Origin of the sequence: Mycolicibacter senuensis (assembly GCF_002101885.1) — a bacterium.
GTDB classification, from domain to species: domain Bacteria; phylum Actinomycetota; class Actinomycetes; order Mycobacteriales; family Mycobacteriaceae; genus Mycobacterium; species Mycobacterium senuense.
This window is the reverse complement of sequence record NZ_LQPS01000031.1, coordinates 41,975-68,455: the sequence shown is the minus strand read 5'-3', so window position 1 is coordinate 68,455 and position 26,481 is coordinate 41,975. Positions and strand designations below refer to the sequence as shown.

The following is a 26,481-nucleotide window of genomic DNA, read 5'->3' as shown; positions in this document are numbered from 1 at the left end:
CGATTTCAAGCGGGTTTGCACCTGTCGCTGTCTGCCTTGATGCCGTAGAACCGCCCACCTGCACTTTCCCAGCTGGCCGCCGGATCTGCGCTGCCGGACTCAGCCACCGGTGCCCTGCGCTCAATCCCCGCCAGCTCCTTTTCCGAAGGAGAACCGATGACCGCCACCCCGTCCGCGCCCAGCAAGGGCCGGCAGCGCAGCGAGGCCCAGTGGGCCCTCGGTGAGACCGAACCGGTCAACCCCAACGAACAGCTCAAGAAGGACGACCCGGCACTCAACGTGCAGGCTCGCATCATCGACGTCTACTCCAAGCAGGGCTTCGATGCCATCACCAAGGACGACCTGCGTGGCCGGTTCCGCTGGATGGGCCTCTACACCCAGCGTGAGCAGGGCTACGACGGCACCTTCACCGGCGATGAGAACGCCGAGCTGCTGGAGGCCAAGTACTTCATGATGCGGGTGCGCTGCGACGGCAAGGCGCTGTCGGCCGCCGCGATGCGCACCCTCGGTCAGATCTCGGTCGATCACGCCCGGGGCACCGCCGACATCACCGACCGGCAGAACCTGCAATACCACTGGATCGAGATCGAGAAGGTTCCGGAGATCTGGGACCGGCTGGCCGCCGTGGGTCTGCAGACCCTGGAGGCCTGCGGCGACTGCCCGCGCGGCATGCTGGGCTCACCGCTGGCCGGCGAGTCCCTCGATGAGGTGCTCGACGCCTCCCCCGCACTCGACGAGATCGTCCGGCGCTACATCGGCAAGCCCGAGTACGCCAACCTGCCACGCAAGTACAAGACCGCGGTGTCGGGCCTGCAGGACGTCGCCCACGAGATCAACGACATCTCCTTCATCGGTGTCAACCATCCCGAGCACGGCCCCGGCCTGGACCTGTGGGTCGGTGGCGGCCTGTCGACCAACCCGATGCTGGCCAAGCGGCTCGGCGCGTGGGTTCCGCTCGATGAGGTCCCGGACGTCTGGGAAGCCGTCACCCGGGTCTTCCGCGACTACGGCTACCGCCGGCTGCGGTCCAAGGCCCGGCTGAAGTTCCTGGTCAAGGACTGGGGCGTGGAGAAATTCAGGGAAGTTCTCGAGACCGAGTACCTGGGCCGCAAGCTGATCGACGGCCCGGCCCCCACGCAGCCCACCGCGACCATCGACCACGTCGGGGTGCAGAAGCTCCGCAACGGCCACAACGCGGTCGGGGTGGCCCCGATCTCCGGCCGGGTCAACGGCGCCACGCTGCTCAAGATCGCCGAACTGATGGAGCAGGTCGGTACCGACCGCGCCCGGTTCACCCCGTACCAGAAGCTGATCATCCTCGACGTTCCCGACGAGAAGCTCGACGGCCTGCTGGCCGAACTCGATGCGCTGGGCCTGCCGGCCGACCCGTCGCCGTGGCGGCGCAACCTGATGGCCTGCACCGGCCTGGAGTTCTGCAAGCTGTCGTTCGTCGAGACCCGGGTGCGCGCGCAGAGCCTGGTGCCCGAACTCGAGCAGCGGCTGGATGACCTCAACGCGCAGTTGGACGTGCCGGTCACCGTCAACATCAACGGTTGCCCCAACTCGTGCGCCCGCATCCAGGTGGCCGACATCGGGTTCAAGGGCCAGATGATCGACGACGGCGCCGGCAATTCCGTACCCGGTTTCCAGGTGCACCTGGGCGGCAGCCTGGGCGCCGACAGTGGATTCGGTCGAAAGCTGCGTCAGCACAAGGTGTTCAACGACGACCTCGGTGACTACATCGACCGGGTGGTGCGCAACTTCATCAAGGGCCGCAACGCCGGCGAGCGATTCGCGCAGTGGGCGGTGCGGGCCGAGGAAGACGACCTGCGATGAGGCCGCACAGCGAAGACGAGCTGCGCGAGCTGGCCGCCAAAGGTGCCGCGGAACTCGACGGAGCGACCGCCACCGAACTGCTGGAGTGGACCGAGGCGAACTTCGGCGGGGTGAACGGTCCCCGGGGAGGCGCGACCTGCAACTACGTGGTGGCCTCCAATATGGCCGACGCGGTGCTGGTGGATCTGGCGGCAAAGGTCCGCGCCGGGGTTCCGGTGCTGTTCCTCGACACCGGGTATCACTTCGCCGAGACCATCGGCACCCGCGATGCCGTCGAGGCGATGTACGACATCTCGTTGGTCAATGTGACCCCGGAACAGACCGTCGCCGAGCAGGACGCCGGCCGCGGCAAGGACCTGTTCGCGTCGAATCCGGCGCTGTGCTGCCGGCTGCGCAAGGTCGAACCGTTGGCCCGCACGCTGGGCGGCTACTCGGCGTGGGTGACCGGGCTGCGCCGGGTGGAGGCGCCGACCCGGGCCAACGCCCCGTTGATCAGCTTCGACGAGCAGTTCGGTCTGGTGAAGATCAACCCCATCGCCGCCTGGAGCGACGAGCAGATGAACGCCTACATCGCCGAGCACAACGTGCTGGTCAACCCGCTGCTGGACGAGGGCTACCCGTCGATCGGTTGCGCGCCGTGCACCGTGAAGCCGGCAGCCGGCGCCGATCCGCGCAGCGGCCGCTGGGCCGGTAGCGCCAAGACCGAATGCGGGTTGCACGCCTCGTGACCACCCTGGTCTTGACGGCGCACGGCAGCCGGGATCCGCGCTCGGCTGCCAACACCCGTGCGATCGCCGGGCACCTGCGCCGGGTGGCACCGGAACACGATGTGCGGGTGGCGTTCTGCGAACACAACACCCCGAATCTGCGCGACGTGCTCGCCGACGTCGGCGACGACGCCGACGATGCAGTCGTGGTGCCGTTCCTGTTGGCCAGCGCCTACCATGCTCGCGTCGACATCCCGGGGATGATCGAAGAATCCGGGACGGCCGTGCGGGTGGCGCCGACGCTGGGCGAAGACCGTCGGCTGGTGCAGGTGCTCGGTGAGCGGCTGACCTCGGCCGGGGCGTCGCGGTTCGACCCGCAGCTGGGTGTGGTGGCCGTCGCGGTCGGATCGTCGAACGCTGTCGCCAACGCTCGCACCGCACGAGTCGCCGACCGGTTGTCGCGCGGAACCCGTTGGGCGGGTGTAGAAATGGCTTTCGCCACCATGGCGGGCTCGGTGCCGCAGGCGGTCGAGCGGCTCCGGGCACGCGGCGCCGCGCGGCTGATGATCGCGCCGTGGTTCCTGGCGCACGGCACGATCACCGACGGCATCGCCGAATATGCACGCCGCGAGGGCATTCCGATGGCCGAGCCGCTCGGCGCGCACCGCCTGGTGGCCGCGACCGTGCTGGACCGGGTGGAGACGGCGCTGGCGGATCGCCTCGCAGCCTGACCGGCCCTCGAAAACGCGAGCGCAAAAGTGAAAGCGGTCACAGCCGTTCCACCCGTGGCGGGCCTTTAGTATGGTTAGCCTAACCTACTGAAGGAGGTCCGGTGGCGCCGAGGGGCGAGAACCCACTCACCGCGGGAATGGACTATCAGCACGCTTTGGCACTGCATGAATCCTGTCACCGGCTGCGTGAACTACATCCGCTGTACCCGCGAACCTACGGTGTCGCGGTGCTGGCCGAGGTCAACAAGCGTCGATGGTGCCCGATGGACTCCGTCCTCACCATCGACCGGCTGGGGAGCGTCTTCGACGAGACCGCCACGGTCGCAGGCCGGCGCGCGGCGGGCAATCTGCTGGCCGGCCGGCTGACCCACGAAGTGCTCGGGCGGGTGCTACCGCTGGTGCTCCTGGAGGGCAGAGCCTGGGACACCGGCCTGGAGAACCTGTGGGTGCACTTCGACAGCGACAACGACATCGACTGGGCGGCCGTGGTGGATCCCACGATGCGCGTGCTTCCCGACGACCCGGCCATCGGGCATGACGGCCGGTCCCTGCACCGGGACGCAGTGGTGGTGTTACCCGATGAGTCGGCCCTGATCACCTGGGTGGCACACCGCTGCCACCGCGCCCTGGCGCCACTGTTCGTCTGGCTACACGGGGTGAGCGAAAGAGCGGTTCCCGTCGCCTCGATGTGGCAAGCCGTGGGCTCTGCGGTGGTGGTGGCCGCCTCGCAGCTCCGGCATCTCCCGGGCAACAACGAGGCTGTCAGCTTCCGGCGCAGCCAGGCCATGCTCGACGTGATGGCCGGATTCGGTCTACCGGTACGCGGGACGAACGCGCCGTCCCGGCGGGTGGAATCGCCCGCGTGCAAGATGGCAGTCCATGACCGCCCGCAACCGGCGAGACGGCAGCTGCGGGCGCTGAGCCATGTCCCCGCGCCGGCCGCCGCGGGCCGCGGCGACCGAACCCAACGGTGACGAGCGGCTACACCGGCACCGATGCACCCGTGATCGGCTTCTCCGCGAGCGGCGGCACCCGGGTGGCCCGCACATAAACGGTGTCCCCTTCGGCCAAGGCCAGCGCTTCGGCGTCGCCGCGGGTGATCTGGGCGATGAACGGCGCATGGGTGGCGGCGTTGATCAGCTCGACGCGGACCTCGAAGCCCAGCGCCACCACCCGGTGCACCACCGCGCGCAGCACCGCCGACGCCTCGTCGCGACCGGTGTCTCCGACGGCGGCCACCGCCATCTCCGGGGTGCGGCCGACCCGGATGTCGTGCGGGCGCACCAGGGCGCCGTTGAGCGAGGACACCGCCCCCAAAAACGACATCACGAATGCGTTCGCCGGAGCGTCATAGACCTCGGTCGGGGTGCCGAGCTGCTCGATACGGCCCTGGTTGAGCACTGCGATACGGTCGGCGACGTCCAGCGCTTCGGCCTGGTCGTGGGTGACGAGCACCGTGGTGACGTGCACCTCCTCGTGCAGCCGGCGCAGCCAGGCCCGGAGATCCTCCCGGACCTTGGCGTCCAACGCCCCGAACGGCTCGTCGAGCAGCAGCACCTGCGGATCCACCGCCAGTGCCCGCGCCAACGCCATCCGCTGCCGCTGCCCACCGGAGAGCTGACTGGGATAGCGGGCCTGAAACCCGCTGAGCCCGACCACGCCCAGCAGGTTGTCCACCTTCTCCTTCACCTCGGACTTGGGCCGTTTGCGGATCTTGAGCCCGAACGCCACGTTGTCGCGCACCGTCATGTGCTTGAACGCCGCATAGTGCTGGAACACGAACCCGATGCCGCGCCGCTGCGGCGGGACACCGGTGACGTCGACACCGTTGATGGTCACGGTTCCGCTGTCCGGGTGATCCAGGCCGGCGATCGCCCGCAACAGGGTGGACTTGCCCGAACCGCTCGGCCCCAGCAGCGCGGTGAGCGATCCGGACGGTACCGCGAAGTCGACGTTGTCGAGTGCGACGAAGTCGCCGTATCGTTTGTTGGCTCCGCGCACGGTGATCGCGTCGGTCATCTGCTCCCCTTTCCGGCCCGCCGCATGTCGAGCACCACAGAGACGATCAACACCAGCGCCGACACCGTCATCAACAGCGTCGACAAGGCGTAGGCGCCGTATTCGGCGCCGCGGTTGTAGCGGTCGGACACCAGCAGTGTCAGCGTCTGAGATGTGCCGGGCAGATTGGACGACACGATCAACACCGCGCCGTACTCACCCAGGGTGCGCGCCACGGTCAGCACGATTCCGTAGGTCAGTCCCCACCGGATGGACGGCAGCGTGATCCGCCAGAACGTCTGCCACGAGTTCGAACCCAGCGTCGCCGCCGCTTCCTCCATGTCGGTGCCCAGTTCGTGCAGCACCGGTTCGACTTCCCGAATCACGAACGGCAGGGTGACGAAAATACTGGCCAGCACGATGCCGGGCAGGCCGAAGATGACCTTGAGACCCCAATCGTTCTCCACGAAGCCCAGCACCCCGGCCGATCCCCACAACACGATCAGCGCGACACCGACGATGACCGGCGACACCGCGAACGGCAGGTCGATGATCGCCTGGAGCGCACCCTTGCCGCGGAACCTGTTGCGGGCCAGCACCAGTGCCGTCGGGATACCGAAGGCGACGTTCAGCGGCACCACGATCGCCACCACCAGCAGCGACAGCTGCAGTGCGGAGATCGCCGCCGGAGTGGAGATGTAGGCGAAGAACTGCCCGAATCCGGGCGCGAAGCTTCGCCACAGGATCAAGGACACCGGAACGATCAGCAACAGACCGATGTAGGTCAGCGCCAGGAAGCGGATGAGGTGACGGACTTTCGGTGACGGTGTCATCAGGACCGCTCCTGCCGCTTGGTCACCCGCGCACCCAGCACGCGCAGCGCCAGCAACACCAGAAACGAAACGGCGAGCAGGACCAGGGAGATCGCCGCGGCTCCGGTGCGGTCGTCGTTCTCGATCAGGGTGCGGATCCACTGCGAGGACACCTCGGTCTTGCCGGGCACCGCCCCACCGATCAACACCACCGAGCCGAACTCGCCGATGGCCCGGGAGAACGCCAGGCCCGCCCCGGTCAGCAGCGCCGGGGTCAACGACGGCAACACCACGGAACGAAAGATCGTCGCGCCGGAGGCGCCCAGTGACGCCGCGGCCTCCTCGACCTCCCGATCGATCTCCAGCAGCACCGGTTGCACCGCGCGCACCACGAACGGCAGCGTGACGAACGCCAACGCCAAACCGACGCCCCACCCGGTGTGCTGCAGGTGCACATTGACCGGGCTGGCCGGGCCGTACAGCGCCAGCATCACCAGGCTGGCGACGATGGTGGGCAACGCGAACGGCAGGTCGATGATGACGTCGACGAAACGCTTGCCGACGAAGTCGTCGCGCACCAGCACCCAGGCGATCAGCAGCCCGAACGCGAGGTTGACAACGGTGACCCCGGTCGCGATCGTCAGCGTCACCCGGAAGGACTCCAGCGCGGCGTGCGAAGTGACCGCCAGCCGGAAGGCCTCCCACCCACCACCGGCGGCCTGCCAGCTCACCGCGGCCAGCGGCGCAAGCACGATCAGCGACAGCCACACCACCGCCGCACCCACCCGCAGCGAGACGCCTTCGCGGCGGAACCCGGTGTGCACCGGCGGCTCGTCCCCGGCGGGCCGCATCGCCTCGGTGACCACGATCTCGGTCATCCGGTGGCCCGGGTGTAGACCTTGGTGATGGCGCCGCTGTCCTTGTCGAACAGACCGCTGTCGACGACCTCCCAGCCGCCCAGATCGGCGACCGTCCACAGCTTGTCCGGCGCCGGGAACTCCGCGCCGAACTCGGCCGCCACCCCCGGGTCGACCGGACGGAAGCCGGCCTGCGCCCACAGCCGTTGCGCGGCGGGCGTGTACTGGAAGTTCTTGAACGCCGTGACGGTGTCGAGGTGCCGGCTGGAGGTCACCACCGCCAGCGGATTCTCGATCTTGAACGTCTGCGACGGGTTCACGTGTTCCACCGGCTTGCCCTTGCGCTCGACGGCGATCGCCTCATTCTCGTAGCTGATCAACACGTCGCCGCTGCCCTGCAGGAACACATCGGTGGCCTCCCGCCCCGAGCCCGGGCGCAGCTTGACATGGTCGGTGACGAGTCTGTCGACGAAGTCCAGGCCGGCCTGCGGATTCTTGCCGCCCTCACTCTTGACCGCATACGGGGCCAGCAGATTCCACTTGGCCGATCCGGAGCTCAACGGGCTGGGAGTGACGACCTCGATGCCGGGCGCCAGGAGGTCGTCCCAGCCCTTGATGTGCTTGGGATTGCCCTGCCGCACCATCAGGGTCACCACCGAGCCGAATGGGATGCCCTTGGTGACGTCGGCGTTCCAGTCCTCACCGATCTTGCCGGCGTTGACCAGCCGGGTGATGTCGGGTTCCACCGAGAAGTTCACGATGTCGGCGGGTTTGCCGTTGGCGACTCCGCGGGACTGGTCACCCGAGGCTCCGTAGGAGGTGACGACCTGCACGTCGGCGCCGGCCTCGGTGTCGTAGAAGGCCGGGATCACCTTGCTCCAGCCGGGTTCGGGCACCGCATAGGCGACCAGGGTCAACGTGGTGTCAGCGTCGGACCGCTCGCCGCCACCGACGACGTCGCTGGGTCCGCCGCCGCACCCGGCGATCAGAACCGCGGCCAGAGCGAGGACAGCGCCACGGGTGACGGTGTGAGGCATTGGTGACCTTTCCGTGCAGACTGGGGAAATCGGTTCCCGTCGCGTGGCAAAGGTGGTGGCCCGATGGATGAGAAGCCGGGCAGTGCGACCCCAGAGCGCCGACGGGCGGGAGTCAGCGACAACAGTGCACGTCAGCCACAGCGCAAGTACCCACGGCAATGAGCGCCAAGACATGGCACTCTTCATTACCGGACGCTGCGAGCATGCCGGGAAGCGTAACAGAACACCTCGGTTCAGCCAGTCTCGACGCAGGAGAGCCGACGCCGGCTCAGCGGGTCAGCAGCCAGCTGACGATAACCAGCGCGATCAATGCGACCAGAATCAACGTCACCTGCGAGCGCGGCATCTACCGCACCTCGCCGTCATCGGGCCGGACCCGTTCCAGCACCCGGATTCCCTGCCCCAGCATCGCGTCCAGCATCACCGCCAGGACGTAGGCCAATGCCAGGACCACCGGCATCACCACCGCGGTCTGGATCACGAAGCCGAGTCCGGACAGCCACAGCTCAACGCCGTCCCACCAGCTCAGGAAGCCAACCACCCCGCCCACCTTAGCGGCGATCGCGAGCGCGGCGAAGCCGGGCGAAGCGGATCGTCGCCATCAGGCCCGGCGGCGATCGCCAAGAAGCGGTGGGTCAGGTGGACTCACGGCAGACCGCCAGAGATGATGTCGGAATGGTCCTGCATACCCCGCCGGGCGATGCACCCGACAAGACCGCTCCCGAAGTCACCGCAAACGCCTCCGACGGCCGTGCCGCCGCCACCAAGGCGACTCCGCCACTGTCGGCCACCGCGCCGGTCCCCTATTCGGCGGCGCCGGGACAGGTACGCAACTCGTTTCCACCGATCGCCGACTACGCGTTTCTGTCGGACTGCGAAACGAACTGTCTGATCTCGGCGGCCGGCTCGGTGGAGTGGATGTGTGTGCCGCGACCCGACTCCCCCAGCGTCTTCGGGTCGATCCTGGACCGCAGCGCCGGGCACTTTCGGCTCGGGCCCTACGGGGTTGCGGTGCCCGCGGCGCGGCGTTACCTGCCCGGCAGTCCCATCATGGAGACCACCTGGCAGACCCACACCGGCTGGCTGATCGTGCGCGACGCGCTGGTGATGGGCAAGTGGCACGACATCGAGGCGCGTTCGCAGACCCACCGGCGCACCCCCACCGACTGGGACGCCGAGCACATCTTGTTGCGCACGGTGCGCTGCGTCAGCGGCACCGTCGAGTTGACCATGAGCTGCGAGCCGGCTTTCGACTATCACCGCACCAGCGCCACCTGGGAGTACTCGTCCAACGCCTACGGCGAGGCGATCGCGCGGGCCCGCCAGAACCCCGACGCCCACCCGACCTTGCGGTTGACGACGAATCTGCGGCTGGGCCTGGAGGGCCGGGAGGCACGGGCCCGCACCCGGCTGACCGAGGGCGACGACGTGTTCGTGGCGCTGAGTTGGTCCAAACATCCTGCCCCGCAGACCTACGCCGAGGCCGCCGACAAGATGTGGAACACCACCGAGTGCTGGCGGCAGTGGATCAACATCGGCAACTTCCCCGACCATCCGTGGCGGGTCTACCTGCAGCGCAGCGCACTGACCCTGAAGGGGCTGACCTATTCGCCGACCGGCGCCCTGTTGGCCGCAGCCACCACGTCGCTACCGGAAACCCCGCAGGGCGAACGCAATTGGGATTACCGCTACGCCTGGGTGCGCGATTCGACGTTCGCATTGTGGGGGCTCTACACCCTGGGACTGGACCGTGAGGCCGACGATTTCTTCTCGTTCATCGCCGACGTGTCCGGCGGCAACAACGGACAGCAGCGTCCGCTGCAGGTGATGTACGGCGTCGGCGGGGAACACGAACTCGCCGAAGAGGAGCTGGAGCACCTGTCCGGCTACGACAACGCCCGCCCGGTGCGGATCGGCAATGGCGCCTACAACCAGTGCCAGCACGATATCTGGGGCACCATGCTGGACTCGGTGTATCTGCACGCCAAGTCCCGCGAACAGATCCCCGAAACCCTGTGGCCGGTGCTCAAACGTCAGGTGGAGGAGGCGATCGACCACTGGCGCGAGCCTGATCGCGGGATCTGGGAGGTGCGCGGCGAACCGCAGCACTTCACCTCGTCGAAGGTGATGTGCTGGGTGGCGCTGGATCGCGGCTCGAAGCTGGCCGAGTTGCAGGGCGAGGTGTCCTACGCCCGGCAGTGGCGGGTGATCGCCGAGGAGATCAAGGCCGATGTGCTGGCCAACGGGGTGGATTCGCGCGGGGTGCTGACGCAGAGTTACGGCAGCGACGCGCTGGACGCCTCGCTGCTGCTGGTGGTGCTCACCCGGTTCTTGCCGGCCGACGATCCGCGGGTGCGTGCCACCGTGATGGCGATCGCCGAGGAACTCACCGAGGACGGCCTGGTGCTGCGCTATCGGACCGAGGAGACCGACGACGGACTGGCCGGCGCCGAGGGCACCTTCACGATCTGCTCGTTCTGGCTGGTCTCGGCGCTGGTGGAGATCGGTGAGGTCAGCCAGGCCAAGCATCTGTGTGAGCGACTGCTGTCGTTCGCCAGTCCGTTGCATCTCTACGCCGAGGAGATCGAGCCGCGCACCGGTCGGCACCTGGGCAACTTCCCGCAGGCGTTCACCCACCTGGCGCTGATCAACGCCGTGGTGCACGTGATCCGCGCCGAAGAGGAGGCCGACTCCACCGGTGGCTTCCAGCCCGCGAACGCACCCAACTAGGGGCCGTTCTTCTGCGCGAGCAGACGCGAGGGGCGGGGTGCCCGGGTCAGCCGCTCAGGTTGCGGACCTTGTCCAGCATCGCCCTGGCCAGGTCGGCTGCGGTGGTGTCCCCCGGCGGCGGAGCGTCGGCATGATCGTCTTCACCGACGAACCAGAACACGTCGACGTCGATGATGCAGTTCACCAGGACCGCCACGGCGCGGGACACCCGCAGGCCCACCTCGCCGTCCACCGTGGTCCGGACGGTGGCGGTCAGGACCGTCTCGCCGATGGAGACGTCGATGATCTCGCCGCTGGCCTCGCCGCTGTCCTCGTCGCCGCGGATCACGGTGACCCCGTCGCAGCCGCCCCATCGCTCGGTGAACTTCTCGAAGAGTGCGTCGGCCTCGGCGGGGGTGGCCAATGCGATCACCGCCTCACCGACCCCGGTCAGCGGCGAGTCGCCGCTGGTGGGGGCGCTGTCCCAGAATTCGTGGGCGACATCCTGCACTCCGGCGGATTCGTAGACCGCTTTCTGTCCGCCCACCGCAGCGCCGACGCACTCTTCCGGCCTCGCGGTGTCCCAGGCATCGGGCAGGCTGTCGACGCCGCCGAACCGTGGCGGCAGCGAGGGGTCGCTGCGGAAGGGCTGACCGACCAGCTTCGACAGCTCCGCGTCGTCGAGCAACACCTGCCGGACCGCGATTCCGGTCACCGGCGTGGGCGCCAATCCCGGTGCCGGCCTGACGGTTCCGCTGACCACCGTGGTGCATCCACTCGCCAGGAGCACCAGCGCCGCCGCACCGGCAGCGGTTCTGCTCGCCGCACCGGCCACTATTTCTTGGCCTTTTCCCCGGCTCCGCCGCCATCGGTGGACAGTGCCGCGACGAACGCCTCTTGCGGCACGTCGACCCGGCCGATGGTCTTCATCCGCTTCTTGCCTTCCTTCTGCTTCTCCAGCAGCTTGCGCTTACGGCTGATGTCACCGCCGTAGCACTTGGACAACACGTCCTTCCGGATGGCCCGAATGTTCTCGCGGGCAATGATTTTCGAGCCGATCGCGGCCTGCACCGGCACCTCGAACTGCTGGCGCGGAATCAGCTCCTTGAGTTTGGTGGTCATCTTGTTTCCGTACGCCGACGCCGAGTCCTTGTGCACGATCGCGCTGAATGCGTCCACCGCCTCGCCTTGGAGGAGGATGTCCACCTTGACCAGATCGGCCTCCTGTTCGCCGGCCTCCTCATAGTCCAGGCTGGCGTAGCCGCGGGTGCGTGACTTCAGCGAGTCGAAGAAGTCGAAGATGATCTCGCCCAACGGCATCGTGTAGCGCAGCTCGACGCGTTCCGGCGACAGGTAGTCCATGCCGCCCAGTTCCCCGCGCCGGGACTGGCACAGTTCCATGATGGTGCCGACGAATTCGCTCGGCGCAATGATCGTGGTCTTGACGACCGGCTCGAAGACGTTGCGGATCTTGCCTTCCGGCCAGTCCGACGGGTTGGTGACGACCACCTCGGTGTCATCTTCGCGAATCACCCGGTAGACGACGTTGGGCGAGGTGGAGATCAGATCGAGGTCGAATTCGCGCTCGAGGCGCTCCCGGGTGATCTCCATGTGCAGCAGCCCCAGGAAGCCGCAGCGGAAGCCGAAACCCAGCGCCACCGAGGTCTCCGGCTCATAGGTCAGGGCGGCGTCGTTGAGCTGCAGTTTGTCCAGCGCGTCACGCAGGTTCGGGTAGTCCGAGCCGTCCACCGGATACAACCCGGAGTAGACCATCGGCTTGGGCTCGCGGTAGCCGGTGAGCGCCTCGGTGGCGCCGCCCCGCGCGGTGGTGACGGTGTCGCCGACCTTGGATTGGCGCACGTCTTTCACCCCGGTGATCAGGTAGCCGACCTCCCCGACGCCGAGCCCCTTGGTGGCTTTGGGTTCCGGGGAGACGATGCCGACTTCCAGCAACTCGTGGGTGGCGCCGGTGGACATCATCGCGATCTTCTCGCGCGGCATGATCTTGCCGTCGACGACGCGGACGTAGGTGACCACACCGCGGTAGATGTCGTAGACGGAGTCGAAGATCATCGCCCGTGCGGGCGCATCGGCGTCGCCGGTGGGCGAAGGCATCTGTTTGACGACCTCGTCGAGCAGGGCGGCCACCCCTTCGCCGGTCTTGCCGGACACCTTGAGCACGTCGTCGGGTTCGCAACCGATGATGTGGGCCAGTTCGGCGGCGTAGCGTTCCGGGTCGGCGGCGGGCAGGTCGATCTTGTTGAGCACCGGGATGACGGTCAGGTCACGGTCGAGCGCCAGGTACAGGTTCGCCAGGGTCTGTGCCTCGATGCCCTGGGCGGCGTCGACCAGCAGGATGGCGCCCTCGCAGGCCTCCAGCGCCCGCGACACCTCGTAGGTGAAGTCGACGTGGCCGGGGGTGTCGATCAGGTGCAGGACGAACTGTTCACCGTCGACCTCCCACGGCAGCCGCACATTCTGTGCCTTGATGGTGATGCCGCGTTCCCGCTCGATGTCCATCCGGTCCAGATACTGGGCGCGCATCGACCGGTCGTCGACGACGCCGGTCAGCTGCAGCATCCGGTCGGCCAGGGTGGACTTGCCGTGGTCGATGTGGGCGATGATGCAGAAGTTCCGTATCTGCGCCGGCGCGGTGAAGGTCTGGTCGGCGAAGCTGCTGATGGGAATCTCCTGGTGAAGCGGGTGGTGTGGCGGGCATGCGCACTGTCCTGTCAGGGTAGCGAGGCGACTGCCTCAAAACGAAACCCCCGGAGGCGGCGGCACCTCCGGGGGTTTGCGCTCTGGGGCGACGATCACATATCGAGCATGCCCAATCCGAAGTACCCGAACAGGTCGGCCATGCCCGCGTTGAAGAAGTTGCCGAAGTCGGCGAAGAAGCCGTCGCCCTCCAGGCTCTCTGCGATCGCGGTGTCGGAGCCGAACAGGTAGTCGCCGGCGTCTGCGACGTCGATCTCGCCGCCGCCGGTCATCAGCGCGTACGTCAGCACGTTGCTGGCGTCGTAGAACTGGGTCAGCGCGCCGTTGAACAGGCTGTAGGAGCCCGGGTCGCTGGACATCTCCGCTTCCCAGTTCGGGCCGAACAGCATCGCCGCGAACGCCGGGTTGTCCGTCAAGTCGTCAGCGGAGATGGTGCTGAACGACAGCGGGTCCTCGAGAGTCGGGTCGCCGGCGTTGATCAGGTCGCCTTCTACCCCCGACGCCGTGGCCTGGCTGCCGAACAGCCAGTTCATCGACTGCACCTGGCCCAGCAGGATGTTGCTGAAGTCGGGTGCGTCGCCCGGGTCCGCGGCCGCCAACGGCGCCATCGCGAATGCCGCCCCCGCTGCGAATGCCCCCACCACGCCGATCTTGCGAATGTTCATAGCCCTAAATGCCTTTCACGATGTCAGCCGGCGTGCAATTTGCTACCGCCGGATGCCCCCCAGCACCGTCCGCTGCAAGCTCGTCAAATCTAACAGCTACCTGTGATTGAGCACAACTACTCGTTCACATAGCTGTGTACCGGCGAGGCTTTTAAGGGCTTTTCCCCAGGTAAACAGCATGAACGCCTTCATGTCCACCGCTTCTTAGCAGGTCTAAGTCAACGCGTCACATTCCAGCCGTCGCCCGCCGTCCCGATCCGTCGGGCCGGCCGACCCGCGAGGCGACCGGCGCTCAGTTTCCGGCCAGGTTCTCCGGATCGCTGCGACGATCAGCGGACCGAGCGTCAAGGTGCCGAACTCGGCAAACCGGCGCCCCACCCGGTTTCGCCTATGCTGCGAACATGGCTTCCCCGCGGAAGACTCCCTGGCAGACGATGCAGCGATTCGCGGAGAACCTGGTGTTCAACGAGGCTCCACGGTTCATCCGCCAACTCGAGCAGGCGCCGCAGGTGCAGCAGCGCATCCAGCGGGGCATCGAACAGGGCATCAAGATCGGCCTGGAAGTGCTGACCGGCACGGCGTCGGACCCGTCGCCGGCGATCCCGGCCGGCCGGCCCGTCACCGACAGCAGCGTCCCCACCGCGCACCGGGCACGTCGCCTGGTCTACGCGCCCGATCTCAACGGCCGAGCCGACCCGGGCGAGATCGTCTGGACGTGGGTGGCCTACGAGGACGATCCGGGCCAGGGGAAGGACCGGCCGGTGCTGGTCGTCGGACGCGAGCGCAGCGTGCTGCTGGGACTGATGTTGTCCAGCCAGCCGCGCCACGCCGAGGACACGAACTGGCTGGGCATCGGCGCGGGCAGTTGGGATGAGGCGCACCGGCTCAGCTGGGTGCGGTTGGACCGGGTGCTCGACGTGCCCGAGGAGTCGATCCGGCGCGAGGGCGCCATCCTGGAACGCACGGTATTCGACGTGGTGGCCGCGCGCTTGCGCAGCGATTACGCGTGGAGTTGAGCCCTGCCCGGGACGGGAGCCGCTAACCCTGGCTGATGTAGGAACGCAACTGCGCGTGTTCGGCCTGCAGCTCCTCCATCCGCGATTTGACGACGTCGCCGATGCTGACGATCCCGGCCAGCCGGCCGTCTTCGAGCACCGGTATGTGGCGTGCCCGGTGCTCGGTCATCAGCATGCTGACCTCGTCGGCGGTGTCGGATTTGGTGCAGGTCGCCACCAACTGGGTCATGATCGCCGACACCGGCCGGGCCAGCAGGCTGGCGCCGTGGACCTGCAGTTGCCGTACCACGTCACGCTCGGAGGCCACCCCCTCCAGGCCGTCGGTTCCGATCACGACCATGGCACCGATGTTGTGCTCGGCCAATCCCGCCAGCAATTCCATGACGGTGGCATCCGGATGGATGGTCACCACCGCCGCGCCCTTGTTCCGCAATACATCCGCGATCCGCATCGAAGCCTCCCGCCGCAGTGATCTGCTTCACACCAGGCTAGGCCATTTCGGCCGGTCGCGGGGCGGCGATGCCGAAACTCTGTCGATCAGCCGGCGGCGGACGGAGTTCTGTGGCATATGTGACGTCATGACGATCGAAATCACCCTGCTGGGCACTGGAAGCCCGATCCCCGACCCGGACCGCGCCGGCCCGTCGACCCTGATCCGAGCCGGCGGCCAGACCCTGCTGGTGGACTGTGGCCGCGGGGTGTTGCAGCGCCTGGCCGCCGCAGGCGGGTCCGCCAATGCCCTCTCGGCGCTGCTACTCACCCATCTGCACAGCGACCACATCGCCGACCTGGGCGATGTGCTGATCACCCGGTGGGTCACCACGTTCACCCCCGACGCGCCGCCGTTACCGATTATCGGGCCACCGGGTACCGCGGAGGTGGTGGAGGCGACGCTGCGGGCGTTCGGGCACGACATCGGCTACCGGATCGCCCACCACGACGATCTGACCGCCCCGCCGCCGGTCGAGGTGGCCGAGCACACCTTCGGCCAGGTCTGGGACCGCGACGGCGTGCGGATCACGGTGGCGCCCACCGACCACCGGCCGGTGACGCCGACCATCGGCTTCCGTATCGAGCACACCGACGCGTCGGGAACCGCCTCGGTGGTGATGGCCGGGGACACCGTGCCCTGCGACAGCCTCGACGAGTTGGCCGCCGGCGCCGGCGCGCTGGTTCACACCGTGATCCGCAGCGACATCATCGACGCGCTCCCCCAGCAGCGGATCCGCGACATCTGCGACTACCACTCCTCGGTCGCCCAGGCCGGCGCCACCGCCCGGCGCGCCGGGGTCGGCACGCTGGTCCTGACCCATTACGTGCCGGCCATCGCCCCCGGGCAGGAGGAAGAGTGGCGGGCGCTGGCCGCCGCGGAGTTCGACGGCCCGATCGAGCTCGGCAACGACCTGCACCGGGTCGATGTGGCCCCGAGCGGCTGAGTACGGCGGTGCGCAGTCGAGCCAAGTTGGGGAGTTGACCGCCCAGCTGGTAGCCTGGGCAGCTGTTGCCCCCGCGTCGGGAGGCGAACCCAACTCAAGCTTTTAAGAAGGAATTACTCCGTGGCCAACATCAAGTCGCAGGTCAAGCGCAACCGGACCAACGAGCGCGCCCGGCTGCGCAACCAGTCGGTGAAGTCGGCGGTGCGCACCGCGATCCGCTCCTTCCGCGAGGCCGCCGAGGCCGGCGACAAGGAGAAGGCCGGCGAGCTGTTGGTGTCGACCGGCCGCAAGCTCGACAAGGCCGCCAGCAAGGGCGTGATTCACAAGAACCAGGCCGCCAACAAGAAGTCGGCGCTGGCACGGGCCCTCAACAAGCTCTGAGCCACTCGCGCGCAATCGCAAAAGCCCCCGTTCCAGCCGGAATTCGGGGGCTTTCGCGATTGCGCGGCACTATTCAGCGGGCGGCCAGCTCGGCGACCTTGCGTACCGCTGCCTCCAGCGCGTAGTCGGCATCGGCTGCGGCGCCCTTGACGTCGGCGTTGAGGCCCGCCACCAGCCGCACCGCGGCGGAGACCGACTCCTGCGACCAATACCGGGCCTGTTTCTGTGCCCGCTGCACCCGCCAGGGCGGCATGCCCAACTCACCGGCCAGCCGGTAGGGGTCACCGGATTTGGGCCGCACCCGGGCGATGGTGTGGATCGCCTCGGCCAGCGCGTCGGCCAACACCACGTGCGGTTCGCCGCGGATCATCGCCCATCGCAGCGCCTCGGTGGCACCTTCGACATCGCCGACGACCGCCCGATCGGCGACGTCGAAGCCCTTCACTTCGGCTTTCCCGCTGTGGTAACGCCGCACCGCGACCGCGTCGACATGCCCACCGGTGTCGGCGACCAGCTGCGAGCAGGCCGAGGCGAGCTCGCGGATGTCGGAGCCGACCGCGTCGAGCAGCGCCGTGACGCAGGCGTCGTCAACCCGGACCTTGAGCCGGCGGAACTCGGCGCGCACGAAGTCGGCACGTTCGGTGGCCTTGGTGATACGGGCGCACGGATGCACCTGCGCACCGAGCTGCCGCAGCTGCCCGGCCAACGCCTTGGCGCGTCCCCCGCCGGAATGCGCCACGACCAGCACGGTGCCCGGCGGAACATCGGCGGCCGTCGCCCCGATGAGAGTCACCGCATCCTTGCCGGCCTCGCCGGCGGCTTCCAGCACCACCACACGTTCATCGGCGAACAGCGACGGGCTGAGCAGTTCGGCCAGTTCGCCGGCCTCAACCTCGCCGGCCCGCAACCGGTCAACCGGGATGTCGGCACTGCCGGCCTGGGCCCGCACCGCCGCCAGCACCTGCGCGACGGCCCGTTCGACCAGCAGTTCCTCATCACCGAGGATCAGGTGTAGCGGCGAAACCGGTTGGCTCACCGCCCAATCGTGTCATGCAGCCCCGACACCCGCCCAGCCGGTCAACGCCACCGTTGCCGACCACGCCAGCAGGCAGACCACCAGCGCGGCCAGCATCCGCCGGCAGCACCGCCACCGCCAACAGCGCACGATCACCACCGCGGCGGCGCCGACGGCGCACACCCCGGCCGCCCCGGCCGGCACGGGCACGGTGGCGGCAGGGACCCCGGCGGCCCAGTGCGCTACGTGGCCCAGCCACCACAGTTCGGGGCCGGTGAACCGGATCAGCAGTTCGGCGCCCGCCGGCCACCACCCGCACAGCGCCGCCGCCGCGCTGCCCAGCACGGTGATGGGCGCGACGAGCACCGCGACCGCCAGGTTGGCGAGCGTGCTGACCAGGCTGAGCCGGCCGGAGATCCCGGCGATCAGCGGCGCGGTGACCAGGTTCGCCGACCAGGCCACGGCCACCGCGGCAGCCAACGGCTCCGGCCAGCCGCGCGCCACCAGCCGAGCCGACCAGACCGGCGCGATGAGCACCAACGCCGCGGTGGCCACCACCGACAGGGCGAAGCCGACGTCGACGGCCAGCTGCGGGGCCAGTGCGAGCAGCACCAGCACGCTGGTGGCCAGGCTCGGAATTGCCTGCCGCCGTCGCGCCGACAGCACGCCCAACAGCGCAATCGCACCCATCACCGCCGCCCGCACCACGCTGGCCGTCGGCTGCACCACGATGACGAACCCCACCAGCGCGACCGCGGCCAACACCGCCGCAGCGCGCGGCCCGACCAGCCGCGCCGAAAACAACACCGCGCCGCAGACGATGGTGACGTTGGCACCGGAGACCGCCATCAGGTGCGTCAGGCCCGCGGCCCGGAACTCGCGCCCGGTCGCGGCGGTGAGCGCCGTCGTATCTCCGAGCACCAGTGCGGGCAGCATCCGGGCCTGTTCACCGGGCAGTACCCGCCCGGCGGCGGCCGCGAACCGGGCGCGCACCTGATGTGCCGCCCGCGCAACGAGTCCGGGTTCGCCCCACGCCGGCTCGCCGGTGGCGGTCAGCACCGCCACCGTCAGGTCACGCCGGCCCGGGCGGGCGATCCTGGCGCGGAAGGCCATCGACCGGCCCACCACCACGTCGCCGAACTCGATGTTGGACGCGAAAACCACTACCCGGCCCGAGGATTCGGCGCCGTCGAGATACTGCAGGGTGGCCCGGAACATCAGCCGACGGGCGCCGGCCGGCAGTGGGCTCTCGCTGGGGGTGACCGTGACCGGCGCAGTGCGGCCGAACGCCGCGGTGATCGGGTGGTGGGTAAGCGACTCGGTGCGCAGCGCGACGGCCCAGCCGAACCCCACCCCCACCGTTGCCGCCGCCGCCAGGGCCGCACCCGCCAACCGAAAACCGGGCCGCCGGGTGCGCCCGCCGTGCCGCCACACCAGCGCCGACGAGACACCGATCAGTGCGCACAGCACCGCCAGCGTGGCGCCGATCTGCCACCGGATGCCGGCAGCGGTGACCACCCAGCCGGTCAGGGCCGCCGGCACCAACCGGATGTCCAGCCGGGCCGCCGGTGGTGCGGGGGCCGGTGGCTGGGGCACCGTCAGACGCGGACCAGGGCACGCAGCTTCTCCAGCCGCGCCGGGCCGATTCCGTCGACGTCGCCGAGTTGGTCGACATCGGCGAACTTGCCGTGGGCTTCCCGCCACGCCACGATGGCAGCCGCGGTCACCGGCCCGACCCCGGGCAGGGCATCGAGTTGCTCGACAGTCGCGGTGTTGAGGTTGACCGGCTCGCTGCCCTTGGGCCCGGGTTTGGTCGCCGTCGCCGTCGCCGTCGGCGTCGGCCCGGTGACGCTGCGGGGAGCCTCCGGTGGCGGCGATGCCGCACCGACCGAGCTGCCGAGTACCGGCGGCCCGGCCGGCGGCGCCAGACCGACCACGATCTGTTCGCCGTCGACCAACGGGCGGGCCAGGTTCAACCCGATGGTGTCGGCGCCGTCGAGCGCCCCGCCGGCGGCGGTGAGCGCATCAGCGATCCGGGAGCCGGGTGACAGCATCGCCAGACCCGGTTTGTGGACCAAACCCACCACGCTGACCACCACCTGATCGGCGACGGGCGCAGGGTCTGCCGATGACTCCGCGGGGTGCGGGCCGGCAGCCGAAACCATCTCCACCGGGGGCAGTTTGGCGCTGAGCACCGGCGCGGGCCGGTCACGCAACACGGTGAACACGGTGATGAGCACCGCGACCGCGGCGATCACCGCCAGGGCGATCGCACCGGCGCGGCCCGGATCAGCCCGCACCTTGGCGAGCCAACCGGTGTCAGTAGTGTCGGGCAGCCAGCGCGGCAGCAACGAGTTCGGGTCGGTATCGTCGCCGGGCTCGGGGGTCTCATCGCTGCGGTCGGGTTCGGCCAGCAGGCCGAGCCGCCGCTGCAGTCGCTCGCCGGGTGGTTCTGGTGCCATGCACCGACGGTAGATGCCGGCCCCGGCGGCCCACCCGGTTCGCCGCCGGGAGCGGCCCGCGATTGTGGATCAACGCGGCACTGTGCAGAAAGCCCGTGCTACGGGTTCGACCACTCGCCGACGTCCTGGGAGATGCCCGAGGACGGTGAGTAGCGCACCTTCGTCGCGCTGACCCCCGCGGGCAGCGCGAACACCACGCAACCGGTGCTCGACGAACCGGCCGCGATCAGGAACCAGCCGTAGCCGAAGTCCTGGCATTCGGTCACGGTGGCGAAATCGGCCCGGTAGTCGTGGTCGTCCGAACCGACCACCGAGACATCGCTGTTGCTGTTGCCTACGATGGTCGTCGTTCCGGAGTTCTCGATCCGCAGTTTGGTCGCGATGTAGGTCTTGCCGGCCTCGCCCCAGCCGTTGGGGACGGTGGCCGGGTCGATGACCTCGGTCAACGTCACTGCGATCTTCTGCCCACCGATCCGCATCAGGTCCAGCGTCTGGCCGACGTGGGCGGCCGGTTTGGCGGCCGGCGACCGCGACGGCGTCGGTGCCGGTTCGGCGGGCTTGGCCGGCTGGGGCGGTTGGGCCGAACATGACACCGCCGACAACACGACCCACAGCGCAAACAACGACCGCCTCATGCCGTCCAGCCTACAAAAACGCACGATACCGGCCTTGTGGACCGGCCTCGGCGGGCCCGGATTAGTGTGCATACCAGTCTGCGTTTCCATCCCGACCCAGGAGTCCGCCGTGCAACTGGCACTCACCGACGAAGAATCCGCATTCCGCGACGAGCTGCGTACCTTTTTCACCTCCGAGATCCCGGCCGAGATCCGGGAACGCAGCCGGCGGGGCGAGTCGATCTTTCCCGACGACATCGTCACCACCCAGCGGATTCTCAACGCCCACGGCCTGGCGGTGCCCAACTGGCCGACGGCGTGGGGCGGCAAGGACTGGACGCTGACCCAGCACCAGATCTGGCTCGACGAGATGCAGTTGGCGTCGGTGCCCGAACCGCTGACCTTCAACGCCAAAATGGTCGGACCGGTGATCGCCGAATTCGGCTCCCAGGCAATCAAAGAACGCTTCCTGCCGGCCACCGCCAACCTGGACATCTGGTGGTGCCAAGGGTTTTCCGAACCCGATGCCGGCTCCGACCTGGCAAGCCTGCGCACCACGGCGGTGCGGGACGGCGACAGCTATATCGTCAACGGCCAGAAGACCTGGACCACGCTCGGCCAGTACGCCGACTGGATCTTCTGTCTGGTGCGCACCGACCCGCAGGCGCCCAAGAAGCAGGCCGGTATCTCGTTCCTGCTGTTCGAGGTGTCCACGCCGGGTGTCACCATGCGGCCGATCAAGCTCATCGACGGCGGCTACGAGGTCAACGAGGTGTTCTTCTCCGATGTGCGGGTGCCCGTTGATCAGCTGGTCGGCGAGGAGAACCACGGCTGGACCTACGCGAAGTTCCTGCTCGGTAACGAGCGCACCGGGATCGCCGGGGTGACCCGCACCAAAGTGCGGCTCGCCGAGGTCAAGGAGCTCGCCAAGGAACTCGGCGCACTCGATGACCCGCTGTTCGCGGCTCGACTCGCGGAGACCGAAAACGATCTGCTGGCATTGGAACTCACCCAGATGCGGGTGTCGAGCGACTCGGTGGACGGCAAGCCCAACCCGGCGTCGTCGGTGCTCAAGCTGCGCGGCAGCCAGCTGCAGCAGGCCGTCACCGAGCTGTTCGTCGAGCTGGCCGGCCCCGACGCGCTGCCCTACGAGGCGGGCGAGGGCATCGCGTCACCGCAGTGGGCGCAGCACGCCGCGCCGACCTATCTGAACTACCGCAAGACATCGATCTACGGCGGCAGCAACGAGGTGCAGCGCACCATCATCGCCTCCACCATTCTCGGCCTGTAGGAGGTACGACGGTCATGGACTTTCAACTCAGCGACGAGCAGGTTCTGCTGCGCGACACCACCCGTTCGATGTTGTCGAGCTACGACACCGAGACCCGCAACAGCGTCATCGAGGCCGACCCCGGCTTCAACCCGCAGGTGTGGAAACAGCTGGCCGACACCGGAATTCTCGGCCTGGGGTTCGATCCGGACGAATCCGGTCCGCTGGAGATCATGGTCGTGCTCACCGAACTCGGACGGCGGCTGGCCCCTGAGCCGGTCATCCACGGAGCGCTCGGGCCGGGCGGGTTGATCGCCGAGCGCGGCACTACCGAACAGCGGGAATTGCTCGATGCCGTCGCCGCCGGCGAGCACATCCTGGCATTCGCCCACACCGAGCCGGGGATGCGCGGCGTGGCCGCGACGGTCTCCACCACCGCGCTGCGGCAAGGGGATTCGTGGGTGCTGAGCGGGCGTAAGAACCCGGTTCTGACCGGAGAACGCGCCGACACACTGGTGGTCAGCGCAGCCCTTCCCGACGGTGGGACCGGGCTGTTTCTGGTCGACGGCAATGTCGACGGCCTGACCCGCCAGCCCTACCGGACCTTCGACGGCCAGCGCGGAGCCCAGATCGACCTGGACAATGCGGCCGGCAGCCCGCTCGGTGAGGCGATCGACGCCGCCGGGGCCATCGAGCACGCGATGATCCGGATCTCCTCGGCGGTGTGCGCCGAGGCGGTCGGCGCGATGGAAGAGGCACTGCGGCTCACCACCGATTACCTCAAGACACGCAAACAGTTCGGGGTGACACTCAACACCTTCCAGACCCTGACCCAGCGTGCCGCCGACATGTACGTGTCGCTGGAACTGGCCCGCAGCATGAGCCTCTACGCGACCATGTCGATCGCCGACGGCAACCTCGATCCGGTGATCGCGGCACGCACCAAGCTGCAGATCGGCCGGTCCGGGCGGCACATCGCCCAGGAGGCCATCCAGTTGCACGGCGGAATCGGGGTGACCTGGGAGTACCCGGTCGGTCACCTGGCCGCCCGGCTCACCGCGATCGAGCACACCCTGGGCTCGTCGCAGGACCAGTTGCACGTGCTGATGGACAACCTGGGCAGCTACGACCTGGCCAAGCTGTAGGCTCACGCGCTCCGCGACACTAGAAGAAGAAGCCCAGCTGAGCCGGGACGTCGCTGACGAAGGCGGCGTCCAGCCGGCGCACCACGGCCTCGTCGTCGCAGCGCAGCCGGCCGGCCCCGGCCAGCACCGACGCCCGGTGCACACCCAGATACAGCATGGCCAGCACATCGAGATCCAGCTCGGCGTCGGCTGGCTCCTCGGTGCGCTCACAGCTTGCCTGTCCGTCCCGGACCGTCAGCGCGAATCGTCCACCGTCGCTGCGGAATCCGTCATTCAACTGCAGGACAACGCAGAGCTCGCCGGCGTAGCGACGGGCCTGCAACACGGCCGGGACATCCATCGCACGCAACCACATGTGGTCCTTGCGACCGGTGGTGCGTGCCAGCCGCGTGTCGGTGAGCAGGTACGGCAGCGGATCGTCCGGGTAGGTGCCGATGGCGACATCCCGCATCAGATCCAGCCCCAGCAGCGCGCGCCACAGCGCCGCGTGCGCCTCGGCGGTCACCGCCCGGAACTCCTCGACGCGCGCCGTCTTGGGATGCTCACCGTGCACCCGGTAAAGCGCATAACCGTCGGCATGCAGCAGCGCGAACAACGCGGTCCCGCCGGCCCGCCCCTGCGGCCGGTCGGCGAGCAGTTCATCCCAGAGCGGTTGGGGGCGCAGCAGTCCGCCCGGAGTGCTGACGCGCCATCGGTCATAGATGGCCGCGAAGTCGCCGCCGAATTCGGCGGTCTCGACCAGCCGCACTCCGCCGGGGTCGGGCGCGTCGGCGTGCAGCACCGCGAATCGCCGATCCACGCTCAGCCCGTGATCGATGGTCGCCGGACCGTAACCGAACCGGCCGTAGATGCCGCCCTCGCTGGCCGTCAGCGCTGCGATCGGATAGCCGGCAGCGGCTATGCGGCGGTGCAACTCGTCATACATCGCCCGCAGCACCCCGCGCCGGCGATGGGTCGGCGCCACCACCACGCCGCTGATTCCGGCGGCCGGCAGAATCGCCCCGCCGGGAACGGTCAGGCGCAGGTCGAGATAGAGCGCCACGCCGATCACCGTGGCCTCCTCGCAGGCCACCACCATGCCGTCGGCCGGAACCAGGTCCCGGAAGGCGGCAAGGTCATCAGGATGGTGGACCGTCCCGAAACCGGTGTTTTCCAGCAGCACGATCGCCGCCCAGTCGCCGTCGGTTGCGGTACGCACGTGCACGCCGGTCACAACTTCCGACGGTGCCACACCGGCCGTCTCGCCGCACCCGAATATGGTGGTGAGCCATGAACAGACCCTTGCGCGTCATCCAGTGGACCACCGGCAACATCGGGCAGCGCTCGCTGCACGCCATCATCGGTCGTCCCGACATGGAGCTGGTCGGGGTGTACGCCCACGGCAAGAACAAGGTCGGCGTGGATGCCGCCGAGCTGGCCGGTTGCGCCCCCGAGACGGGCCCCACCGGGATCACCGCCACCGACGACATCGACGCGCTGATCGCGCTGCGCCCGGATGCCTGCTGCTACAACCCGCTGTGGCCGAGCATCGACGAATTGGTCCGGCTGCTGGAGGCCGGGGTCAACGTGTGCTCCACCGCGGCGTGGATCACCGGCGGCAAACAGACCCCGCAAGACCGCGAACGCATCGAGGACGCCTGCCGGGCGGGCAACTCGACGATGTTCGGCAGCGGCGCGCACCCGGGGTTGACCAACATGGTCGGCATGGTGCTGTCCGGGGCGTGCGAACGGGTCGACGAGATCCGGATCACCGAATCGGTGGACTGCTCGACCTATGAGTCCGCGGCCACCATGGCGGCGATGGGTTTCGGCCAGGATCCCGCCACCCCCGGGCTCGCCGAAAGCGTCCGCCTCGAAAGCGAGGTGTTCGCCGAGTCCGCGGCCATGATGGCCGACGCGATCGGGGCTCACCTGGACAAGATGACCTTCGACGTGCAGTTCACCGCCGCGACCGGGGACAGCGACCTGGGCTTCATGAAGATCCCGGCCGGCACCGTGGGCAGTGTCTTCGGGTACCACCGCGGCTGGGCCGGCGACCGCAACGTCGTCAGTGTGGGGTTCAACTGGATCATGGGCAGTCACGTCACCCCGCCCAAACCGGTGGCGCACGGCCACGTGATCCAGGTGTTCGGGCTGCCGAACATGCGCACCGTCATCAACTGCCTACCGCCGAAGGACTGGAGCGAGCCCAACCTCAACGGTCTGGGCTCGATCTATACGGCGATGCCGGTGACCAACGCGGTGCCGGCGGTGGTCGCCGCCCCAGCGGGCATCGTCACCCTGGCCGATCTGCCGCCGGTCACCGGCCGCGCCGCGGAGCGCTGAGCGGGCAGACCGCCGAATCAAACCTGACGGTTGGTGGTGATCGCCCCCGACGCCGCGTCGACCGTGACGTCGCGTTCGATCAGGTCGGTGTCCCAGACATCGGCATCCCACACGACGGTGCCGTTCATGTCGAGCAGACTGAGCTCGGTGATCGAGCCGTTGGGCACCGCGGTCAATACCCTGTTCACCGCAGCCCGGTAGTCCAGGTGGGCGCCCTCGACGTTGGCGCGGCGCTTGGCCTTGTCGGCGTCGCTGTCCTCGGTCGCAGTCGGGCCGACCAACACCGCCACCCCGTCGGATCCGATCTTGAGTTGCCGTTCGGCGCCGTCGGAGGTGACCACCCGCGCCTTCCAGGTTCCGGCGTCACTGGACTGACTCTCGATGAAGATCAGCACACTCTGGGGCACCTGCGAAACGGCGAGGTCACCGGCCCGCAGCAGGGTGCGCGGATCCGGCGGCGCGTCCGGACCCGACCACGACGCCTGCGGCGTGGTCGACTCCGCCGCTTTCGAGCCTGACCTGCCGCTGCAGCCGGCCAACGCCAGCGCTGCCACGATGACCACTGCGCCGAATCGGACGCCATTCACCAGACCGTGCATCAGCGGCCATGCTACTGAAGCCTGATCGCCCGTGCCGCGCTACCGGTGACTTACGAACCGGCGGGCCTCGAAACGACCCCTTGCGATGGTTAGCCAATCGAAGGTTATGCTGCCCCGGGGCGATTTTTGCGGCAGCCTTCGACGCTTC

Annotated in this window: 27 protein-coding genes; 11 read left to right on the top strand and 16 right to left on the bottom strand. The window is 68.5% G+C overall.

Annotation, left to right across the window (positions count from 1 at the left end; genetic code table 11):
* Positions 1–156: 156 nt before the first annotated feature.
* The 4 genes from AWC24_RS07710 (at position 157) to AWC24_RS07695 (ending at position 4,248) form a co-directional block, all read left to right on the top strand.
* On the top strand, positions 157–1,836 hold the full coding sequence (locus AWC24_RS07710; protein ID WP_085083600.1) for a nitrite/sulfite reductase: 1,680 nt from the start codon (positions 157–159) through the stop codon (positions 1,834–1,836).
* On the top strand, positions 1,833–2,564 hold the full coding sequence (locus AWC24_RS07705) for a phosphoadenylyl-sulfate reductase (protein WP_085083598.1): 732 nt from the start codon (positions 1,833–1,835) through the stop codon (positions 2,562–2,564). The genes AWC24_RS07710 and AWC24_RS07705 overlap by 4 nt, the downstream gene beginning before the upstream one ends.
* The gene (locus AWC24_RS07700; protein WP_085083596.1) at positions 2,543–3,274 is read left to right on the top strand and encodes a sirohydrochlorin chelatase; all 732 of its coding nucleotides are present in this window, start codon (positions 2,543–2,545) and stop codon (positions 3,272–3,274) included. The genes AWC24_RS07705 and AWC24_RS07700 overlap by 22 nt, the downstream gene beginning before the upstream one ends.
* Before the next feature lie 137 nt (positions 3,275–3,411).
* Positions 3,412–4,248, top strand: a complete 837-nt coding sequence (locus AWC24_RS07695; protein WP_085083594.1) for an iron reductase — start codon at positions 3,412–3,414, stop codon at positions 4,246–4,248.
* A 7-nt stretch (positions 4,249–4,255) separates the two neighbouring features.
* Here AWC24_RS07695 and AWC24_RS07690 read toward each other — a convergent pair whose 3' ends face one another.
* The 6 genes from AWC24_RS07690 to AWC24_RS07670 all read right to left on the bottom strand — a co-directional run bounded on the left by AWC24_RS07690 (position 4,256) and on the right by AWC24_RS07670 (position 8,519).
* Complete coding sequence (locus AWC24_RS07690; protein WP_085083592.1) at positions 4,256–5,293, bottom strand: sulfate/molybdate ABC transporter ATP-binding protein; 1,038 nt, start codon at positions 5,291–5,293, stop codon at positions 4,256–4,258.
* Positions 5,290–6,105 carry a sulfate ABC transporter permease subunit CysW gene (cysW, locus tag AWC24_RS07685; protein WP_085083590.1) on the bottom strand — a complete coding sequence of 272 codons (816 nt, stop codon included), beginning with the start codon at positions 6,103–6,105 and terminating at the stop codon, positions 5,290–5,292. The genes AWC24_RS07690 and cysW overlap by 4 nt, the downstream gene beginning before the upstream one ends.
* A complete protein-coding gene (gene cysT / locus AWC24_RS07680) occupies positions 6,105–6,935 on the bottom strand; it encodes a sulfate ABC transporter permease subunit CysT (RefSeq protein ID WP_085083790.1) in 831 nt (276 codons plus the stop codon). Before cysT ends, cysW begins: the two co-directional genes overlap by 1 nt.
* 23 nt (positions 6,936–6,958) lie before the next feature.
* Entirely contained in the window at positions 6,959–7,978 is a 1,020-nt protein-coding gene (locus AWC24_RS07675) for an extracellular solute-binding protein (RefSeq protein ID WP_085083588.1), read from the bottom strand.
* 112 nt (positions 7,979–8,090) lie between these two features.
* On the bottom strand, positions 8,091–8,183 hold the full coding sequence (locus AWC24_RS23480; RefSeq protein WP_407663428.1) for an Ms4533A family Cys-rich leader peptide: 93 nt from the start codon (positions 8,181–8,183) through the stop codon (positions 8,091–8,093).
* A gap of 141 nt (positions 8,184–8,324) precedes the next feature.
* Positions 8,325–8,519 carry a hypothetical protein gene (locus tag AWC24_RS07670; RefSeq protein WP_085083586.1) on the bottom strand — a complete coding sequence of 65 codons (195 nt, stop codon included), beginning with the start codon at positions 8,517–8,519 and terminating at the stop codon, positions 8,325–8,327.
* Between the two features lie 134 nt (positions 8,520–8,653).
* Between AWC24_RS07670 and AWC24_RS07665 the strand changes: the two genes are divergently transcribed.
* Entirely contained in the window at positions 8,654–10,708 is a 2,055-nt protein-coding gene (locus AWC24_RS07665) for a glycoside hydrolase family 15 protein (protein ID WP_085083788.1), read from the top strand.
* Between the two features lie 46 nt (positions 10,709–10,754).
* On the opposite strand, the gene AWC24_RS07660 is transcribed toward AWC24_RS07665, so the two are convergent.
* The 3 genes from AWC24_RS07660 to AWC24_RS07650 all read right to left on the bottom strand — a co-directional run bounded on the left by AWC24_RS07660 (position 10,755) and on the right by AWC24_RS07650 (position 14,070).
* A complete protein-coding gene (locus AWC24_RS07660; RefSeq protein WP_234807289.1) occupies positions 10,755–11,477 on the bottom strand; it encodes a sensor domain-containing protein in 723 nt (240 codons plus the stop codon).
* Positions 11,478–11,521: 44 nt separating this feature from the next.
* Positions 11,522–13,423 (bottom strand): translation elongation factor 4, encoded by a 1,902-nt coding sequence (lepA, locus tag AWC24_RS07655; protein WP_085083582.1) that lies wholly within the window; start codon positions 13,421–13,423, stop codon positions 11,522–11,524.
* Between the two features lie 77 nt (positions 13,424–13,500).
* The gene (locus AWC24_RS07650; protein WP_085083580.1) at positions 13,501–14,070 is read right to left on the bottom strand and encodes a hypothetical protein; all 570 of its coding nucleotides are present in this window, start codon (positions 14,068–14,070) and stop codon (positions 13,501–13,503) included.
* 401 nt (positions 14,071–14,471) lie between these two features.
* On the opposite strand from AWC24_RS07650, the gene AWC24_RS07645 reads away from it, so the two are divergent.
* Positions 14,472–15,086 (top strand): type II toxin-antitoxin system PemK/MazF family toxin, encoded by a 615-nt coding sequence (locus AWC24_RS07645; protein ID WP_085083578.1) that lies wholly within the window; start codon positions 14,472–14,474, stop codon positions 15,084–15,086.
* A gap of 22 nt (positions 15,087–15,108) precedes the next feature.
* On the opposite strand, the gene AWC24_RS07640 is transcribed toward AWC24_RS07645, so the two are convergent.
* Complete coding sequence (locus tag AWC24_RS07640) at positions 15,109–15,537, bottom strand: CBS domain-containing protein (RefSeq protein WP_085083576.1); 429 nt, start codon at positions 15,535–15,537, stop codon at positions 15,109–15,111.
* A gap of 127 nt (positions 15,538–15,664) precedes the next feature.
* Between AWC24_RS07640 and AWC24_RS07635 the strand changes: the two genes are divergently transcribed.
* Positions 15,665–16,522 carry a ribonuclease Z gene (locus AWC24_RS07635; RefSeq protein WP_085083574.1) on the top strand — a complete coding sequence of 286 codons (858 nt, stop codon included), beginning with the start codon at positions 15,665–15,667 and terminating at the stop codon, positions 16,520–16,522.
* A gap of 120 nt (positions 16,523–16,642) precedes the next feature.
* Positions 16,643–16,903, top strand: a complete 261-nt coding sequence (gene rpsT / locus AWC24_RS07630) for a 30S ribosomal protein S20 (RefSeq protein WP_085083572.1) — start codon at positions 16,643–16,645, stop codon at positions 16,901–16,903.
* A 73-nt stretch (positions 16,904–16,976) separates the two neighbouring features.
* On the opposite strand, the gene holA is transcribed toward rpsT, so the two are convergent.
* From holA to AWC24_RS07610, 4 genes are all read right to left on the bottom strand, one after another.
* Positions 16,977–17,939, bottom strand: coding sequence for a DNA polymerase III subunit delta (holA, locus tag AWC24_RS07625; protein WP_085083570.1), 963 nt, complete (start codon positions 17,937–17,939; stop codon positions 16,977–16,979).
* Between the two features lie 12 nt (positions 17,940–17,951).
* The gene (locus AWC24_RS07620; protein WP_109560362.1) at positions 17,952–19,514 is read right to left on the bottom strand and encodes a ComEC/Rec2 family competence protein; all 1,563 of its coding nucleotides are present in this window, start codon (positions 19,512–19,514) and stop codon (positions 17,952–17,954) included.
* 2 nt (positions 19,515–19,516) lie between these two features.
* A complete protein-coding gene (locus AWC24_RS07615; RefSeq protein ID WP_085083568.1) occupies positions 19,517–20,380 on the bottom strand; it encodes a ComEA family DNA-binding protein in 864 nt (287 codons plus the stop codon).
* A gap of 98 nt (positions 20,381–20,478) precedes the next feature.
* Positions 20,479–21,015 carry a DUF4352 domain-containing protein gene (locus tag AWC24_RS07610; protein WP_085083566.1) on the bottom strand — a complete coding sequence of 179 codons (537 nt, stop codon included), beginning with the start codon at positions 21,013–21,015 and terminating at the stop codon, positions 20,479–20,481.
* A gap of 109 nt (positions 21,016–21,124) precedes the next feature.
* Between AWC24_RS07610 and AWC24_RS07605 the strand changes: the two genes are divergently transcribed.
* Together AWC24_RS07605 and AWC24_RS07600 are read left to right on the top strand one after the other, a co-directional pair.
* On the top strand, positions 21,125–22,285 hold the full coding sequence (locus tag AWC24_RS07605) for an acyl-CoA dehydrogenase family protein (protein WP_085083564.1): 1,161 nt from the start codon (positions 21,125–21,127) through the stop codon (positions 22,283–22,285).
* A gap of 14 nt (positions 22,286–22,299) precedes the next feature.
* Positions 22,300–23,409 carry an acyl-CoA dehydrogenase family protein gene (locus AWC24_RS07600; RefSeq protein ID WP_085083562.1) on the top strand — a complete coding sequence of 370 codons (1,110 nt, stop codon included), beginning with the start codon at positions 22,300–22,302 and terminating at the stop codon, positions 23,407–23,409.
* Positions 23,410–23,428: 19 nt separating this feature from the next.
* Here AWC24_RS07600 and AWC24_RS07595 read toward each other — a convergent pair whose 3' ends face one another.
* Positions 23,429–24,613 carry an enhanced intracellular survival protein Eis gene (locus AWC24_RS07595; protein ID WP_407663448.1) on the bottom strand — a complete coding sequence of 395 codons (1,185 nt, stop codon included), beginning with the start codon at positions 24,611–24,613 and terminating at the stop codon, positions 23,429–23,431.
* Positions 24,614–24,678: 65 nt separating this feature from the next.
* Here AWC24_RS07595 and AWC24_RS07590 point away from each other — a divergent pair, with 65 nt between their 5' ends.
* Entirely contained in the window at positions 24,679–25,734 is a 1,056-nt protein-coding gene (locus AWC24_RS07590; RefSeq protein WP_085083558.1) for an NAD(P)H-dependent amine dehydrogenase family protein, read from the top strand.
* A gap of 17 nt (positions 25,735–25,751) precedes the next feature.
* On the opposite strand, the gene AWC24_RS07585 is transcribed toward AWC24_RS07590, so the two are convergent.
* Entirely contained in the window at positions 25,752–26,333 is a 582-nt protein-coding gene (locus tag AWC24_RS07585; protein ID WP_085083556.1) for a PepSY domain-containing protein, read from the bottom strand.
* Positions 26,334–26,481 lie beyond the last annotated feature (148 nt).

Excerpts from the sequence above, each read along its gene's own strand:
- AWC24_RS07710 (WP_085083600.1), top strand. The coding sequence starts at position 157 with ATGACCGCCACCCCGTCCGCGCCCAGCAAGGGCCGGCAGCGCAGCGAG.
- AWC24_RS07705 (WP_085083598.1), top strand. The coding sequence starts at position 1,833 with ATGAGGCCGCACAGCGAAGACGAGCTGCGCGAGCTGGCCGCCAAAGGT.
- AWC24_RS07700 (WP_085083596.1), top strand. The coding sequence starts at position 2,543 with ATGCGGGTTGCACGCCTCGTGACCACCCTGGTCTTGACGGCGCACGGC.
- AWC24_RS07695 (WP_085083594.1), top strand. The coding sequence starts at position 3,412 with ATGGACTATCAGCACGCTTTGGCACTGCATGAATCCTGTCACCGGCTG.
- AWC24_RS07690 (WP_085083592.1), bottom strand. The coding sequence starts at position 5,293 with ATGACCGACGCGATCACCGTGCGCGGAGCCAACAAACGATACGGCGAC.
- cysW (WP_085083590.1), bottom strand. The coding sequence starts at position 6,105 with ATGACACCGTCACCGAAAGTCCGTCACCTCATCCGCTTCCTGGCGCTG.
- cysT (WP_085083790.1), bottom strand. The coding sequence starts at position 6,935 with ATGCGGCCCGCCGGGGACGAGCCGCCGGTGCACACCGGGTTCCGCCGC.
- AWC24_RS07675 (WP_085083588.1), bottom strand. The coding sequence starts at position 7,978 with ATGCCTCACACCGTCACCCGTGGCGCTGTCCTCGCTCTGGCCGCGGTT.
- AWC24_RS23480 (WP_407663428.1), bottom strand. The coding sequence starts at position 8,183 with ATGCTCGCAGCGTCCGGTAATGAAGAGTGCCATGTCTTGGCGCTCATT.
- AWC24_RS07665 (WP_085083788.1), top strand. The coding sequence starts at position 8,654 with ATGGTCCTGCATACCCCGCCGGGCGATGCACCCGACAAGACCGCTCCC.
- AWC24_RS07650 (WP_085083580.1), bottom strand. The coding sequence starts at position 14,070 with ATGAACATTCGCAAGATCGGCGTGGTGGGGGCATTCGCAGCGGGGGCG.
- AWC24_RS07645 (WP_085083578.1), top strand. The coding sequence starts at position 14,472 with ATGGCTTCCCCGCGGAAGACTCCCTGGCAGACGATGCAGCGATTCGCG.
- AWC24_RS07640 (WP_085083576.1), bottom strand. The coding sequence starts at position 15,537 with ATGCGGATCGCGGATGTATTGCGGAACAAGGGCGCGGCGGTGGTGACC.
- AWC24_RS07635 (WP_085083574.1), top strand. The coding sequence starts at position 15,665 with ATGACGATCGAAATCACCCTGCTGGGCACTGGAAGCCCGATCCCCGAC.
- AWC24_RS07615 (WP_085083568.1), bottom strand. The coding sequence starts at position 20,380 with ATGGCACCAGAACCACCCGGCGAGCGACTGCAGCGGCGGCTCGGCCTG.
- AWC24_RS07610 (WP_085083566.1), bottom strand. The coding sequence starts at position 21,015 with ATGAGGCGGTCGTTGTTTGCGCTGTGGGTCGTGTTGTCGGCGGTGTCA.
- AWC24_RS07600 (WP_085083562.1), top strand. The coding sequence starts at position 22,300 with ATGGACTTTCAACTCAGCGACGAGCAGGTTCTGCTGCGCGACACCACC.
- AWC24_RS07590 (WP_085083558.1), top strand. The coding sequence starts at position 24,679 with ATGAACAGACCCTTGCGCGTCATCCAGTGGACCACCGGCAACATCGGG.
- AWC24_RS07585 (WP_085083556.1), bottom strand. The coding sequence starts at position 26,333 with ATGCACGGTCTGGTGAATGGCGTCCGATTCGGCGCAGTGGTCATCGTG.